Source organism: Runella defluvii (assembly GCF_014195535.1).
Classification (GTDB): Bacteria; Bacteroidota; Bacteroidia; order Cytophagales; family Spirosomataceae; genus Runella; species Runella defluvii.
The window spans coordinates 296029-311644 of record NZ_JACIBY010000007.1 but is presented as its reverse complement, the minus strand read 5'-3'; the positions used below and the strand labels follow the sequence as shown (position 1 = coordinate 311644).

Below are 15616 nucleotides of genomic sequence, written 5' to 3'. Positions count from 1 at the left end.
GAGGTAACTAATGATGGTTGATTTTTCAAATAACATCCTGTACAACAACTATATACAGGATGTTATTTAAGCAATTTTATCCTTTAAACTTCACCCATTTGCTATTGCTTTTTCCCGAAGCGATGACCGTTTCGACAAATTGCATTCCACGGATACCGTCTTCAATGGTTGGGAAATCTAAATCAAATTCATTTGGTTCTTCGCCATTCATACGCTTACGTACCGTACGGGCAAAATTGCGATAGACGTTGGCAAAAGCCTCCAAATACCCTTCTGGGTGACCAAACGGAATGCGTGAGTGGGCATTGGCTGAATCCGACAATTGCCCCACCGATGGCTGATAAATCTGGTAGCCATCCGTGCTTTTGTGGTGTAAATATTGAGGTGTTTCTTGGTGCCAGTGCAAACTTCCCAACTCCCCGTAAATGCGAATATTCAGGCCGTTCCAATCGCCATTACAAATTTGGCTACAATGCAAAATTCCTCTTGCGCCGTTGTCAAAACGAAGCAAAACGTTGGCATCATCATCCAACACACGCCCTTCTACCACGCGACTCACGTCGGCACACAGTTCCGTTATTTTCAAGCCTGTGATGTATTCGGCAAGGTTTTCTGCGTGCGTTCCGATGTCACCCACCGCACCTGCAATCCCTGAGCGTTTTGGATCGGTACGCCATTCAGCTTGTTTCGACCCATCTTTTTCGACAGGAAACGACAACCAGCCTTGCGGGTATTCAACCACCACTTTACGAATCACGCCGATGGCTCCGTTTTTGATACGTTGACGCGCTTCTTTCACCATCGGATAGCCCGTATAGTTATGGGTTAAGGCAAAGGTCAAGCCCGTTTTTTCAACAATTTCTTGCAATTTTCTAGCCTCACTCAACGAAAACGTCACGGGCTTATCACAAATCACGTGGAAACCGTTTTCGAGCGCCATTTTAGCTGGAGCAAAGTGCATGTGGTTAGGCGTCACAATCGACACCACGTCCATGCGGTCTTTACGGCGTTTTTCTTTTTGAATCATTTCTTTGAAATCGCCATAACAACGCGACGGATCAAGCATAAGGTCTTCACCCGACGCTTTCGACTTTTCGGGCGTTGAGCTAAACGCACCGCATACTAGGTCAATCTCACCGTCGATAGCAGCCGCAATTCGGTGTACCCCTCCAATGAAAGCCCCACGGCCTCCACCAACCATGCCCATTCTAATTTTTCGAGCCATATTTTTAATTTTTAAATTTGGTGTTTTAGTTACAAGGTTAGTTTGATTCTATCATTTTCGCCATTCACGAGCGAAGTACTTTTACATTCACAAAGTAAAAAAAAGCCTTTTTCTCACGAAAATTGGGTAAAAAAAATCGTACGCCTACTTTAGTCCACTGGAAGTAATATGTTTCATACCCTTCAACCAAACCTTTCAAACAATGATTAACAAAGACAGATTGTTTTACGGTAGTTGCTTTGCGCTGATTACCACTGCGTTCTCGTTCAGTATCCGTGCAGGTATCCTAGACCAACTAGCCAAACAGTACGGCTTCACAGGCGAGCAATTAGGAACTATCAACTCCATGTGGTTCTTAGGTTTCCCCATCTCCATGATTGTTGGAGGTTTAATTTACAACTCAGTAGGTGGCAAAAAAATCATGCAGTTTGCATTTTTGGCACACACTATCGGTATTTTATTAACAATCTTTTCGGGTGGAAACTACATGACCTTGTTGATTTCAACCCTTCTTATCGGTTTGGGCAACGGCTGTACAGAAGCCGCTTGTAACCCGATGATTGCCGACGCGTACGATGGCAATAAAATGAATGCCATGTTGAACAAATTCCACATGTGGTTTCCAGGTGGAATTGTGATTGGTTCGTTGATTTCTAAATTTATGACTGAAGCCAACACTGGTTGGGAAGCACAAATTTGGATTATTCTTCTTCCAGCTATTATTTATGCTTATCTTTTCTGGGGACAAGAGTTTCCAAAACCAAAAAACGAAGTGGCTGCATCGGTGGGCGAAAACATCAAAGCCATGCTTTCACCGTTGTTTATATTCATGTTTGCTTGTATGGCCTTGACAGCGATTTCAGAATTCGGCCCTCAGCAGTGGGTAGGTTTGATTTTGAGTAAATCAGGTGCTGACCCAATGTTACTTCTTGCGATTACGACAGGTACTATGGCCGTGGCTCGTTTCTTTGCAGGACCCGTAATTCACAAAATCAGCCAAACGGGGGTTCTTCTTGTTTCGGCCGTTTTGGCAACCATTGGTTTGTTCTTATTGAGCAAAGTAACGGGTGGAACTGCCTACGCTGCGGCTTTTGTATATGCCTGCGGTATCGCTTATTTTTGGCCAAACATGGTTGGATTTGTGGCTGAAAAAATCCCTGCGAGTGGCGCCCTTGGAATGTCGGTAATTGGTGGGGTTGGGATGTTCTCAAGCTCTATTTTCCAGCCAATTATTGGTAACTGGATTGATGGCGCTAAAACAGAGGCAGCCGCTCAAGGTTTCCAAGGCGATGCGCTTGAATTGGCTGCTGGACAAGCGACACTGAGCACGATGGTAGCTTTCCCTGCCATTCTTATCGTTGCCTTTATCGGTTTGTACTTCTGGACAAAGAACCTTAAAAAAGCGTAATGATATTGTTGTCAGTTAATTCTTAGCCGAATGTTACAAATAAAGCCTCGCCGAATGATTCGGCGAGGCTTTATTTGTAGATTCTTGTTTCATATAAAATCTACTTGTCACTAAGTTTTTTATGTACAGATTTAACAAAATCCACAGTAGTACCTGTAATGTCTGCAATTTGCTCAAAAGGTAAATTTAACTTCTGGAGCAAATTAGTGACAAACTTCGTTAACTCTTTCTCCCTAGCATTTGCTTCTCCTTTATCAAGACCTCTCAAAAATAGAACGTCTCTTTCTTCTTTAATATATTCTGCGATACTATCCATAGCGTTTTTTAAATTTAATTCTAAATTACGAAGTTGAGCTAATACACGCAACTGATTGAAGTACCTATTTAACGAAAATTCTCCATTGCTAGTTTCTTTGACACGCACCAATATCTGTTTTAAAGCATTTTCAGGATTTTCACTCTGAAAATTTGCTAAAATAGCCAAAATAACTTCTTCAGGCTTATCCGATTTAAGAAAAATATGGTAGTCCAACGTCGAAAGTGAGACCAGCGGAAATTTAAACTTTAGCATTTCCCTATTAAGCTGGGTTACCATAGTTGGATGGTCAGCGCCAAGAAATATAACAAACTGCCTTATTGGCAACTTGTATTTTCTTTCAAGCATGATAAAATATTCTGCCATACGATAAACCATTTCAGGCTCATCTTTAACTTGAAACTCTATCTGAACTACAAAAGTATCCCCTTTAGCATCAGTTACCTTTTTGAGTACATCAGGCTTCCGCTCTTTGGTGTGCTGTATGTCGTCAGGTAATTCTTCTATAAAAACAGCTGTAATTTCAACGGGGCCGCCCGAGCGGTACATTTTGCATGATACTTAAAATTACAGCTTCGATATTCTCTTTTAATATCTTATCGTATTGGGCGGATTGCCGCCCACTTGATTGGCGTTTTTTTTATCTCCATGGGGTAAAGTTACAGAAAATACTTAGATAAATTCCATCCTTTTGCCATACTCCAAGTCCAATCTGCCATTATTTACAATTCTGTTCCAGTGCTTCTTTCGCGGCAGGATAACCAAGTTTATCGGCTTGTTTGAGGTTAAGACAACCTGCTTCTTTTTGCTGCTCCATCAATTGGGCTACGCCCAACGCGTGGAAAGCCTTGCCAAACTTTGCATCACTTTTTACAGCGTTTTCAAACTGAATAACTGCTCCTTTAAAATCGCCTTTTTGAAATATAATATTTCCTTTGTTGTAATACGCCAAGGCATTTTTTGAATCCAGCCCAATTGCTTTATCAAAATCGTTGAGTGCTCCGTCCATTTGCCCCATTGCCGCCAAAAGTTGCCCCCGATTCACAAACAGCTCGGCATTTTTATCTTCCAATCGAATGGCTTCTGCGTAGTCTTTTAAAGCGCCTTCGGTATCGTTTTGGGCTACTTTTAGCATCGCACGGTTGTAGTAAGGACGATAATAATCAGGCTTCACTTTGAGGGCTTGCTCATAATCCAGCAATGCGTTTTGGAATTCTTTCAATTCGTAATAGACCACCCCACGCGCGTTGAGGGCTTCAAAATTTCCATTATCGCGTTCGATGGCTTTATTGAGAAAGGGCAATGCTTCGCTAAATTTGCCTTCTTTCATTAACTCTTTTCCTTTTTCTAGCATACCTTCTGACGAGAAACTACAGGCCTGAAAAAGAACGACAAGCACTCCTAATGTTATGGTGATGAGGTATTTCATTGATTTTTGGTTGATTTTACGCCGCCAAAGATACAGGTGAAACACCGTGATACCAATTTCGGGTAAAATGTCATTGTTTTATATGCCAAAAATTTACTTCTTTACAGTACAGTTATTCACTGATAATCAAGCGCATATAAACGCCTCTCACAACAATGAAAACACTATTTTTAGCCTTAATCGTCGGATTTATTGCTACTTCTTCAGCCCTTGCCCAGCTCTCCAATGATAATTCGCTGAATGTTCAAATCGACGGGAAAGAATTCAAAACAGCTCCGCGTCGAATACGAATGGGCAATGTTTGGTATATTACTGCCAACGCCACTAGCCCCGACAAATCGTTACGGTTTTGGTTTGCCACTTGGAGCAACAGCGATACCCCCGAGGTAGGGTTGTACAAAATCGTGGACGAAGATTTTAACGGTGAAAAATATTGGCAGTCGCTCGTTTCGGAAGGTAAATACAAAGGTGTCGCCTATGTAAAATACGTGGAAGAAACGCGTTCACCCCGTATGGAGTACCATGTCGGGAAGTCGAAACGAGAAAATGGCGGTGAGATTGAGGTAGTGAAAGCCGAAAATGGTTATTTGGAAGGCAAGTTTTCGTGTGTCCTTGATGGAACGCATTTTAAAGAAAAAACATCAGCAACAGCTTTGGGCGGTCTTGGAAGGCTGAAAAGCAAACTGGAAGATAAAGTTTTTACCAGTGCCACGGGCTATGACTCCGACATTGACCCAGAAGGAAGAGGCTACAAAAAAACGGATGATAAAGACGAAATCAAACTAACAACGGGGGTCTTCAAGCTAAAATTTGAGAAATAAGCCTAAAAAATGAGTAGTAAACACATAGTGCACCTAGAATTTTTACAATACATAGTGCTATTTCTATGTGTTTATTCTACTGTGCTCTATGTGTTTTAAATTGGCTGGCACTTACATTAAGCACCCCTGCTAAAGCAATAGAAGACCTGCAATCATCGCTCCTACAATCGGGCCTGCCACTGGAATCCACGAATATTGCCAATCAGAATCGCCTTTGCCTGCAATGGGCATAATGGCATGAATAATGCGAGGGCCTAAGTCGCGGGCAGGGTTAATGGCATAGCCCGTCGTTCCTCCCAATGAAAGACCAATTGCCCACACTAAAATACCTACGGCAAAAGGGCCTAAGCCCGTAGTCACTGCCCCGATGCCTTTGATACCCACAAGAAGAACGATTGTCCCAAGGACTTCACTAAAGAAATTTGACCCCGTCGAACGAATGGCAGGCTCTGTACAAAAAGTAGCCCGCTTGGCTCCTTTGTCTTCGGTGCGTGCGTAATGCGGTAAATGAAACAACCACACGGTAATCGCACCCAACATGGCTCCTATCATCTGCGCCGTGATATAACTAACCACTTTACTGTATTCGTTTTTGGCAATGGCCATAGCCACCGTAACGGCAGGGTTTAAATGCGCATCGTACCCGCCAAAAGCTTGGGAGACAAACACGCCCATCGTGACGGCAAAAGCCCAACCTGCGGTAATGACAATCCAGCCGCCATTGTTGCCTTTGGTATCTTTGAGAACAACGTTGGCAACCACACCGTTGCCAAGAATAATAAGCACCATCGTGCCCAAAAGTTCACCTAAAAAAGGAGAAGGAGTCATCAGCGTTTTTAGTAGTTAGAAGGTTAAAGGATTGTTAGGATTAGTTTTTTCGCAATTAAGTACAAATTTATCTTATGGCAATGCAAAGGCCACGTATTTGTCGCCCGACTTTGTTTTCAACTTTCCTCCGCCGCAAGCAATGACCACGTACTGTTTGCCATTCGCCACGTAAGTACTCGGTGAAGCATATCCCGCCGCTGGCAGTTGGGTTTGCCAAAGTATTTTCCCCGTTTTTTTGTCAAAAGCCCGTAAGCGTTCGTCGCGGGTCGCGGCGATAAAAAGTAATCCGCTCCCTGTCACTAGCGGCCCGCCATAGTTGTCCGTTCCCGTAGGTGCAATTCCCTTGGCGGTTAGTTCTGGATATTCGCCCAACGGCACTTGCCAAAGTCGGTCGCCCGTATTCAAATCCGTAGCCGTCAATGTCCCCCACGGAGGAGCACTAATGGGATACCCGTTTCGGTCGTACCAACGGTTGTAACCCGTATGCTGATATGGAATAACGCCTTTTTGTGAGCTAGCCACCTGAATATCTTGCTGTTTTTGGAACAAAAAATCGACAATTGCTTTGTTTTCTGCCGCTGAGAGATGCACAAACGACGGCATCATAGCACGGCCTTTGGTAATCAAATTTTTGACAGCATCTTCCGAAAGTCGTTTTGAAACAGTCAGCAAAGAAGGGTACGAGCCATCGTGGTTGCCTCGGCGGTCTTCACCGTGGCACGCCGAGCAATACTGGCGATACAACTGTTTTCCTGTCGTAGTTTTTGCGTTTGACTCTTGCTTACGAGATAAGAGCGATGTATAAACAGGAATTTCTTTGGAAGGAATATACATCACTCCCTGCGGGTCGGTGGCAGCACCGCCCCATTGCCCGCCGCCGTCGGTACCAGGAAAGAAAATGGTCATGTCTTTGCCAATAGGAATATAAGCACTCCCCGTACGGGCTTTTCGGATCAAGGCCACCAACGAATCACGGTCAGCCACGAACGAGTTCAGGTCTTTTTCGGTAAAACTTTGTCGGGCAAAATAGGTCGGTTTGAGCGGAATAGGCTGCGTTTTTGACGGAAATTCACCCGCCACGGCGTCAAACGCAAACGTTCGATTTTCGATAGGGAAGAGCGGTTTTCCACTCACTCGGTCAAACACAAAAATGTAACCTTGTTTGGTAATTTGCGCCACAGCGTCTATTTTTTTTCCGTTTTGGACAACTGTTACCAAATTGGGAGGAGCAGGCACGTCGCGGTCCCAAATATCATGGCGCACCAACTGGTAATGCCAAAGCCGTTTACCAGTGCGAACGTCCAAAGCCAGTAAACAATTGGCAAAAAGGTTATCGCCTTTGCGATTTCCGCCATAAAAATCGAACGCTGCCGAGCCTGTGGGTGCGTACAAAATCCCCCGCTGGCGGTCCAAGGCCATTCCCGCCCACGCATTCGCTCCTCCGATATGTTGTCGGGCTTTAGCTGGCCAAGATGTAGCGCCCATTTCACCCGCTTCAGGAATGGTGCGAAACGTCCAAATGCGTTTTCCTGTTCGCACGTCATAGGCCCGAATATCACCAAGCAAAGCCGATTCACTTTCCGACACCCGCGTGCCGACGATAATTTTATCCTCAAAAATGGCATTGGGCGTATTTGAAACCACGTAATCGTCGGCCGTAGGGCGTTCAATGCCCGTTTTTAAGTTGATTCGTCCGTTTTCTCCAAACGAAGAGCGAAATTTTCCCGTAACAGCATCCACGGCATATAGCCATTTTCCCGCCCCAAAAAAGATTGTTTTTTCGCCTCCTTCTGCCCAGTAACTTACCCCACGGCTTGTTGTTCCTTCCGTCTCAGTCACGTTTGTTTTCCAAAGTTCCCTCCCCGTCGTAGCATCCAAGGCAAACGCTTGGGTATTGGCCGAAACGCCGTACAAAACCCCATCAATCACAATGGGATTGCACTGCATTTGGGTACGGTGAAAAACTGTATCGGCCCCACCCGAGGCATACGTCCAAGCCACTTTAAGTTGACCGATGTTTTCGGCCGAAATCTGGCTCGCCTCCGAATAATGGCTTCGGGTCGCGTTTCCATTGTATTCGGGCCAATCCAACGACAAATCATTTGCTTCACGGAAAGCCACTAATGCCATAAGCCCTCCTGCTATACTAAGTAGAATGCGATGTTTCATACTTCCAAAAGCATTTTCGAGCGTTTTCTACCAAATCTTTGGCATGGATGGCGTATCTTTGCATTTTAGTAACCAAGCTATGCAATTAAATACCCTCACAGCTATCTCGCCCGTCGATGGACGTTACCGTCGTCAAGTTGAAAAACTCGCCCCTTATTTCTCGGAATTTGGGCTTATTCGCTACCGAATTCGCATCGAAGTCGAGTATTTTATCGCCCTTTGCGAACTTCCTCTTCCTCAATTGGAAGGTTTCGACAAAACCATTTACGCCGACTTACGTGCTTTGTATCTTGACTTTACGGAAGCTGATGCTTTGCGAATCAAAGAAATCGAGTCGGTTACCAACCACGACGTAAAAGCCGTAGAGTATTTCATCAAAGAAAAACTCAAAGACAAACAGCTTGATTCGTATTTGGAATTTATCCACTTTGGACTTACGTCGCAAGACGTTAACAATACCTCGATTCCGCTTTCGCTCAAAGAAGCCATTACGGACGAAATTTTGCCAACATTTGAAGAGGTTGTTGTCAAACTGAAAGCTTTGGCCGAAGAATGGAAACACATTCCGATGCTGGCCCGTACGCACGGACAACCTGCCTCGCCTACGCGCCTGGGCAAAGAGTTTGGGGTGTTTATCGAACGTTTGGAAAAACAACTCTTGATGATTCAGGCCATCCCTTACGCCGCAAAATTTGGCGGAGCAACAGGCAACTTCAACGCACACCACGTGGCTTATCCCGACATTGATTGGGTGGCATTTGGGAACAATTTTGTCAACGAAACACTGGGATTGTCGCGCAGCCAACTGACGACCCAAATCGAGCATTACGACATGCTTGCAGCGTTGATGGATACATTTAAGCGCTTAAATACCATTCTCATCGACCTCAACCGCGATGTTTGGACGTACGTTTCGATGGAGTATTTTAAGCAAAAAATCAAAGCAGGCGAAGTAGGCTCGTCGGCGATGCCACACAAGGTCAACCCCATTGATTTTGAAAATTCAGAAGGAAATTTAGGCATTGCCAACGCCGTTTTTGAGCATTTGTCGGCCAAACTTCCTATTTCTCGCCTCCAACGCGACCTAACCGACTCGACTGTCCTTCGTAACCTTGGCGTACCGCTTGGTCATACCATCATCGGTTTGAAGGCATTGTTGCGAGGTTTGGGCAAACTTGAATTGAACGAAACCGCTTTCTACGCCGACCTCGACAACAACTGGGCAGTAGTAGCCGAAGCAATTCAAACCATCTTACGTCGCGAGGCTTACCCGCAACCTTACGAGGCACTGAAAGCCCTTACGCGTAAAAACGAAAAAATCACCTCCAATACGATTGCTGAGTTTATTGATTGCCTCGAAGTATCGGAAGCAATTAAAGAAGAACTACGCGCGATTTCGCCCTTTAGTTACACGGGCGTGTAGCGTTTTTTGTGGTGCAGGTTGCTCACCGCTCGTGGTGCAGGTTGCTCACAACCTGCACTATACATCGACTAAAGCAGGTTGTAAGCAACCTGTTTCACGATATAGGCAACCTGCACCACGCAAACCCTCCTTTTTATATTTTACAAATGGGAGGTTGCCCTTTCACTTCCAACGAAAAAACGTCGGGACGCGCATAGTGCCCGACCACGTCAAAATCCAATTTACTTTTAGCCAGCACCGAGAAATCTAACTCGGCCGTCAGCAGTCCTTCTACGTTCCAAAGTGGACCCGCTAAAACTTCCCCCAAAGGCGAGATAATCACACTTCCACCTGCGCTCATGATGTCGGGTTCTTCGGTTAAGTCTTCTTGATAACGTTCGGGGTAATCTGACTTTCGTACAAACTGATTGGCCGCTAACACAAAACAGCGTCCTTCCAACGCCACGTGTTGCATCGTAGCTTGCCACGATTCGCGGGCGTCGGCCGTAGGAGCCAAATAAATTTCGACCCCCTGCTGGTACATCGACATGCGCGCGAGGGGCATATAATTTTCCCAACAAATCAGCCCTCCTACTCGACCCACTTTGGTATCAAACGCCATGAGTGTACTTCCATCGCTTTCTGCCCAAATGTACCGTTCAAGCCCCGTAGGTTTTAATTTCCGATGTTTGCCCACCAGCACTCCCTCTTGATTAAAGTAGAACAAAGCACAATGCAACGACCCACCGACAGGTTCGCGTTCGGTCACGCCCAACGCCACATACATTCCTGCTTGACGAACAGCTTCGCCAATTTTTTGCACTTCTTCCGAGTCAGCTTCGATGCTATTTGCCCAATAGTCGAGCCAATGCGCGCGGCTTTTGTCCGTTCGACGACCAACGCGGGAATCAAAATCGAGCCCGCGCGGATAACAAGGAATAAAAGACTCAGGAAAAAGCAGCAGTTCACACTGCGCTTTGGCCGCCTTTTCTATCCACTCAATGACCCGTTCGACGGTTTTAGCCTTATCAAAAAGAAAAGGAGTTGCTTGCACAACCCCTACCTTTACTTGTTTAAAATTCATCGTGCTCAGCGATAGTGAATCTAATTATTTTCAATCACTTTTTCTACCACGTACGCTTGCGTTCCCAACCATTTGGCTTCTTGCCCAAGTTGAGAAATAACCACGTTCAGGTTACTTCTAAAGTCCGTCAAGCAGTATTTGTTGATGGCTTGTTCGATGGGGTTCGTAATAAACGCACCCGCCTTGGCCACAATCCCATCCACGATAATGATTTCTGGATTGAACAGATGAATGGCAATCGACAGTCCTTTTCCAAGCTCCATCCCAATCTCGTGGAGAATATCAATGGCGAAGGAGTCACCCTGCCAAGCTGCATCAATGATAATTTCGGCGTCGATTTTCTCAATATCCATTCCTGACAAGCGCGAAATGCGACCATCGTTCAATCCTTTTTTGATACGGCGCAACAAGGAAGCCGCCGAAGTGATGGTATCCAGGCAACCTACTTTTCCGCAGTGACAAAGTTCGCCATTGGGTACTACTTGAATGTGTCCAAGCTCACCCGCAAAGCCCGAAGCTCCCTGAAAAACTTCCCCATTTAGAATCACGCCAAGTCCAACCCCCCAATCAATATAGATGGCAAGCACGTGGTCTTTACCTTGTGCCAACCCAAAGCGGTGTTCGCCAAGGGTAGTTGCTTTGGTATCGTTGATGACATACACAGGAAATTTAAAGTGCCTTTCGAGCAATGTGCCAAACGATTGCTCGCCTTGGTTAAGGCTGCGGTAGGTAAAGTTAAAACCCTTACGGGCATCCACCAACCCTGCCACCGAAATCCCCATCGCCATAAAATCATCGTGACGAATATTGGATTCATTGATTACATCTTCGGTAGCTTCAATCAGTGCGCCCAGAAATTTAGAAGAATCTTCCAACTTCATGTCGAGGTCTCTCCGAAATACCACCTCGTTTTTGAGATTCATCACCAGCACTTTGGTATCGTGGGTATTTACGTCCAATACCAAAACATAATACCGCTCAGTACTTAGGCTAAACAAAACGGGCTTACGGCCTTGTTTCGTCACGCCAGTCCCCACGGGCACAATCCACTTTTCTTCCACCATTTCCTCTACGATGCTCGTCACGGAAGGAACGCTGCTGTGAATAACTCGGGCCAACTCTGCAATAGAAGATGTACCAGAACGATAAAGTTCGATTAATATACGTCGGCGGTGTAAGTTCTTTTTATAATCAACGACCGAGGTTTTAGGTAAAGTATCTAATTCTGACGATGTAGTAGGTTCAAACATGCTATATATAAGTAGAATAAAGGAGATGCTAAATTAGTTTATTTTGTGGATATAAATATAATATTAATTTTTTTTACTTAATGCCGACATTTAAAAATATTTTTTTATTAACATCCATTTGAATTAATAAAATTATTGTTAACATTGTAAAAAATTTCCTAATCTCAGATTCACACAACTTTAACCAACTTTAGTTTTTATTTTTTTTTATTAAAGCCCGACTACTTATTTACACCAAAGACAGGTCAGCCCTACGTCCCTAAATCTCTTACTATGAGATTTTTACACTCGCAACCAATTTTTACCAAGAATCCCTTTCTTATTTATTTTTAATTTTTAACCTCCATTACCAAATGAAACACAAATTACTTGCACTGATTGTCTTACTGACAATGATAGGCGGCTCTGTTTTCGCGCAAACGATTACAGGGAAAGTAACATCCCAGACTGATGGGCAGCCACTACCAGGTGTGTCGATCATCGTAAAAGGAACAAATGCTGGTACGACGACCGACGGCAACGGGAAGTTCAGTCTTCAAGCTTCGGCCAAAACGGCCCTTGTATTTTCGTATATTGGTTTCAAATCCCAAGAAATCCTTGTTGGTAATCGCTCAAGTATTGACGTTGTCCTTCAAGAAGATGCGTCTCAGCTCCAAGAAGTAGTAGTAACTGCACTTGGGATTGGCAAAGAACAGCGTGGATTGGGTTATGCCACTGCAACCATTAAAAACGATGCCCTTGTTAAAGTAGCATCTCCTAACTTCGCAGCAGCGCTTTATGGGAAAGCACCAGGTGTAATGATCAACGCTACGCCAGGTGGAGCTACGAGTGGGGTAAGCATTAGCATTCGTGGTTTTAGCTCAATTGCTGGTAATACACAGCCACTTATCATTTTGGATGGTATCCCTATCAGAAATGGTGAAGCTAGAAATACTGACTATTGGGGTGACCAACGTATTCGTGGAAATGGTCTATTGGACATCAACCCAGCTGACGTTGAGAATATTTCCGTACTTAAAGGTGCTTCCGCAGCTGCCCTCTATGGTTCAGAAGCCGTAAACGGGGTTTTATTGATTACAACAAAAAGCGGAAAAGGCAAAAAAGGTTTAGGCGTTGATTTTAACGCGAGCTACAACGTTGACAAAATCGCATACCTTCCTCGTTACCAAAACGTAAGAGGTCCAGGTTATCCTTTAAACTACAACAACGGTGGTCAGGATGCTGCTGGTTTTATTTATTACGATACCAACGGAGATGGAACAAAAGAAACACGTGGTTTGCTTGGTGCTACAGTTAACTTCGGGCCAAAATTTGACGGCCAACCAGTTATGTCATGGGACGGAGTAATTAGACCCTATTCTCCTTCTAACAATAGCTACGGTGATTTATTCCAAAACACGTCTAGCTCTAACGTAAGCCTTGCGGTTTCAAAGGTGTCTGACAATTCAAATGTTCGTTTTTCATTTACGCGTCAAGACAACGGAATGATTAGCTACGGCGCTAAAAACAGCAAAAATATTGCAAACCTTAACGCCAGCTTTAATCCTCACAAGAAATTGAAAACGGATTTGATGGTGAATTTTGTTAACCAATACACGCACAACCGTCCTTTCAAAGTAGATCGTATGATCAACAACTTTACGGGGATGATGGACCGTTTTGAATCAGCGGATTGGTACAATGCCAAATATCAGACTAGCCTTGGCTATAAGTTTGTCAATGGAGCAGGAACACAAAGTTTAACGCCCAACGAGAATATCCGATACAATGGTTTCAAAGGGGATATTGCGGATTACGTTTGGAACGTACGTAAAAATTCATCGGACGAATACAGCAACCGTGTTATTGCCAGCATTACCCAAAACTGGGACATCGTTAGCGGCTTAAACCTAAGAGGACGTATTGCGACTGACCTTACATCAGAACGCATCGAAAACAAAAACTATAGCACAGTACCACTTGCTTTTGGATACAGCGGAAGCTTTGGGATGAACAACAATTTGTACAATAGTGTATATGGTGATTTGCTTTTGACCTATTCAAAAAAACTGAATGAAGACATGACCGTTTCGGTAATGGGAGGCTATACTGCCAAACGTGAATTGAATACGATGTTGAGCCGCAGTACCAACGGTGGTTTAAGTACAGAGAACTTCTTTGACTTATCTGCTTCTGTGAACACCGCTAATGGTGACCAGCGACGTGATCGTTCTATCAGAGAGGCGTATTTAGGAACATTAAACTTCGATTATAAGAACATTGTATTTGTGGAAGGGACATTGCGTAGAGACCGCACTTCTACTTTAGCTCCAAACAATAATACATTTGTCTATCCTTCTGTCAACGCAAGCTTTGTGTTCTCTGATGCGTTTAAATTACCTTCGTTTATTAGCTTTGGTAAACTTCGGGCATCTTATGGTGTGGTGGGTAACTACCCAGGTATCTATTTGGCTAACGTTGCCTACAATCAGGGGACACTTAATATTCAACAATCAGGGGGAGGCTCAGTATTATATACCAATACAAGTGCAAACCCTTATGGTAATGACTTGATTCGTCCAGAGCAAAAGCGCGAAATGGAGTTTGGTGTTAATGCCAAATTCTTCAATAACCGTATTGGCTTGGATATTTCGTATTACAATGCACAGATTGTTGACCAAATTCTTCCACTTTCTATTGCTTCTACCACTGGTGCTCGGTCAATTCTTGCCAACATTGGTACGCTTAGAAACAAGGGATTGGAAATCGGTATTAATGCAAACATCATCAGAGGAAAATCTGCTTCTGATTTGAACTGGGATGCGACATTGAACCTTGCCAAGAACGTCAACAAAGTAGAAAAACTTGCTAATAACTCTACTGAACTCTTGCACGCTGATTATGATGGCAATGCTGCTCAGTTAAAATCTGTTGTTGGACAACCTATGGGTGATATTTATGCACACGGAATCCTTCAGAAAGATGGCAAAAATGTTGTAGGCCCAAGTGGTCTGTATCAACTTGACCCCGCTTGGAAAAAAGTAGGTAATGCCATGCCTAAAATTGTGGGTGGTTTTATCAACAGCCTTAGCTACAGAAACTTCAACCTAGAGGCTGTCGTTGATTTCCGCATCGGAGGAAGTATCATGCCAACAGGTATCAACTGGATGACATCACGAGGATTAACCCAACAAAGCTTGGGAAGCATGGATGCCGAGCATGGTGGACTTAGCTACTACGTAAAAGACGGAAAAGGAATTCCAACAACTGCAAACCAAGGCCCTAACGGAGAGACCGTTTACCACGATGGGATGCTGATGGACGGCGTTCTTTCTAATGGAGAGAAAAACACAAACATCATTTCGCAAGCTGTTTACTACAACAGTACATACAACTGGGGAGGTCCACAGTATAGCAGCGCTCGTTACGAATTGTACGTAACAGAAAACACCTACGCAAAAATGAGAGAGCTTTCATTTGGCTATACGTTGCCTTCGTCGATTGCCTCTAAAATTGGTGCTCAAAGCCTGACCTTGTCTGTATTCGGCCGTAACTTGTTCTTTTTCTACAGAACAATCAAAGACTTGGATGCGGAGCAAACAAACGCAGGTACCCGTTGGACGGACAACGTAAACAACGCGGGGAACAACCCGTCTTTCCGTACAACAGGTGTAATGTTAAGAGCCAGTTTCTAATTTTAAATGA

Annotated in this window: 11 protein-coding genes; 4 read left to right on the top strand and 7 right to left on the bottom strand. The window is 44.3% G+C overall.

Annotation, left to right across the window (positions count from 1 at the left end):
- Window positions 1-76: 76 nt before the first annotated feature.
- A complete protein-coding gene (locus FHS57_RS18300; protein ID WP_183976205.1) occupies window positions 77-1225 on the bottom strand; it encodes a Gfo/Idh/MocA family protein in 1149 nt (382 codons plus the stop codon).
- Between the two features lie 202 nt (window positions 1226-1427).
- On the opposite strand from FHS57_RS18300, the gene FHS57_RS18295 reads away from it, so the two are divergent.
- Complete coding sequence (locus tag FHS57_RS18295) at window positions 1428-2633, top strand: MFS transporter (protein WP_183976203.1); 1206 nt, start codon at window positions 1428-1430, stop codon at window positions 2631-2633.
- Window positions 2634-2733: 100 nt separating this feature from the next.
- Here FHS57_RS18295 and FHS57_RS18290 read toward each other — a convergent pair whose 3' ends face one another.
- Window positions 2734-3498: an RpnC/YadD family protein gene (locus FHS57_RS18290; protein ID WP_183976201.1), complete on the bottom strand. Its 765-nt coding sequence runs from the start codon at window positions 3496-3498 to the stop codon at window positions 2734-2736.
- A 169-nt stretch (window positions 3499-3667) separates the two neighbouring features.
- Window positions 3668-4378 carry a tetratricopeptide repeat protein gene (locus tag FHS57_RS18285; protein WP_183976199.1) on the bottom strand — a complete coding sequence of 237 codons (711 nt, stop codon included), beginning with the start codon at window positions 4376-4378 and terminating at the stop codon, window positions 3668-3670.
- Between the two features lie 155 nt (window positions 4379-4533).
- On the opposite strand from FHS57_RS18285, the gene FHS57_RS18280 reads away from it, so the two are divergent.
- Window positions 4534-5199 (top strand): hypothetical protein, encoded by a 666-nt coding sequence (locus FHS57_RS18280; RefSeq protein ID WP_183976197.1) that lies wholly within the window; start codon window positions 4534-4536, stop codon window positions 5197-5199.
- A 129-nt stretch (window positions 5200-5328) separates the two neighbouring features.
- On the opposite strand, the gene FHS57_RS18275 is transcribed toward FHS57_RS18280, so the two are convergent.
- Both FHS57_RS18275 and FHS57_RS18270 read right to left on the bottom strand, forming a co-directional pair.
- On the bottom strand, window positions 5329-6027 hold the full coding sequence (locus FHS57_RS18275) for an MIP/aquaporin family protein (protein ID WP_183976195.1): 699 nt from the start codon (window positions 6025-6027) through the stop codon (window positions 5329-5331).
- Window positions 6028-6099: 72 nt separating this feature from the next.
- Window positions 6100-8196, bottom strand: a complete 2097-nt coding sequence (locus FHS57_RS18270; RefSeq protein WP_183976193.1) for an outer membrane protein assembly factor BamB family protein — start codon at window positions 8194-8196, stop codon at window positions 6100-6102.
- Window positions 8197-8275: 79 nt separating this feature from the next.
- Here FHS57_RS18270 and purB point away from each other — a divergent pair, with 79 nt between their 5' ends.
- Entirely contained in the window at window positions 8276-9619 is a 1344-nt protein-coding gene (gene purB, locus FHS57_RS18265) for an adenylosuccinate lyase (protein WP_183976254.1), read from the top strand.
- Between the two features lie 133 nt (window positions 9620-9752).
- Here the strand turns inward: purB and FHS57_RS18260 are convergent, their stop codons facing one another.
- Both FHS57_RS18260 and FHS57_RS18255 read right to left on the bottom strand, forming a co-directional pair.
- Window positions 9753-10682, bottom strand: a complete 930-nt coding sequence (locus FHS57_RS18260) for a carbon-nitrogen hydrolase family protein (protein ID WP_183976191.1) — start codon at window positions 10680-10682, stop codon at window positions 9753-9755.
- 20 nt (window positions 10683-10702) lie between these two features.
- Window positions 10703-11932: an ROK family transcriptional regulator gene (locus FHS57_RS18255; protein WP_183976190.1), complete on the bottom strand. Its 1230-nt coding sequence runs from the start codon at window positions 11930-11932 to the stop codon at window positions 10703-10705.
- Between the two features lie 353 nt (window positions 11933-12285).
- On the opposite strand from FHS57_RS18255, the gene FHS57_RS18250 reads away from it, so the two are divergent.
- Window positions 12286-15606, top strand: a complete 3321-nt coding sequence (locus FHS57_RS18250; RefSeq protein WP_183976189.1) for a SusC/RagA family TonB-linked outer membrane protein — start codon at window positions 12286-12288, stop codon at window positions 15604-15606.
- The last annotated feature ends 10 nt before the right edge of the window (window positions 15607-15616 follow it).

Bases quoted from the DNA above. Each gene is read 5' to 3' on its own strand.
- FHS57_RS18300 (WP_183976205.1), bottom strand. From the start codon at position 1,225: ATGGCTCGAAAAATTAGAATGGGCATGGTTGGTGGAGGCCGTGGGGCT.
- FHS57_RS18295 (WP_183976203.1), top strand. From the start codon at position 1,428: ATGATTAACAAAGACAGATTGTTTTACGGTAGTTGCTTTGCGCTGATT.
- FHS57_RS18290 (WP_183976201.1), bottom strand. From the start codon at position 3,498: ATGTACCGCTCGGGCGGCCCCGTTGAAATTACAGCTGTTTTTATAGAA.
- FHS57_RS18285 (WP_183976199.1), bottom strand. From the start codon at position 4,378: ATGAAATACCTCATCACCATAACATTAGGAGTGCTTGTCGTTCTTTTT.
- FHS57_RS18280 (WP_183976197.1), top strand. From the start codon at position 4,534: ATGAAAACACTATTTTTAGCCTTAATCGTCGGATTTATTGCTACTTCT.
- FHS57_RS18275 (WP_183976195.1), bottom strand. From the start codon at position 6,027: ATGACTCCTTCTCCTTTTTTAGGTGAACTTTTGGGCACGATGGTGCTT.
- FHS57_RS18270 (WP_183976193.1), bottom strand. From the start codon at position 8,196: ATGAAACATCGCATTCTACTTAGTATAGCAGGAGGGCTTATGGCATTA.
- purB (WP_183976254.1), top strand. From the start codon at position 8,276: ATGCAATTAAATACCCTCACAGCTATCTCGCCCGTCGATGGACGTTAC.
- FHS57_RS18260 (WP_183976191.1), bottom strand. From the start codon at position 10,682: ATGAATTTTAAACAAGTAAAGGTAGGGGTTGTGCAAGCAACTCCTTTT.
- FHS57_RS18255 (WP_183976190.1), bottom strand. From the start codon at position 11,932: ATGTTTGAACCTACTACATCGTCAGAATTAGATACTTTACCTAAAACC.
- FHS57_RS18250 (WP_183976189.1), top strand. From the start codon at position 12,286: ATGAAACACAAATTACTTGCACTGATTGTCTTACTGACAATGATAGGC.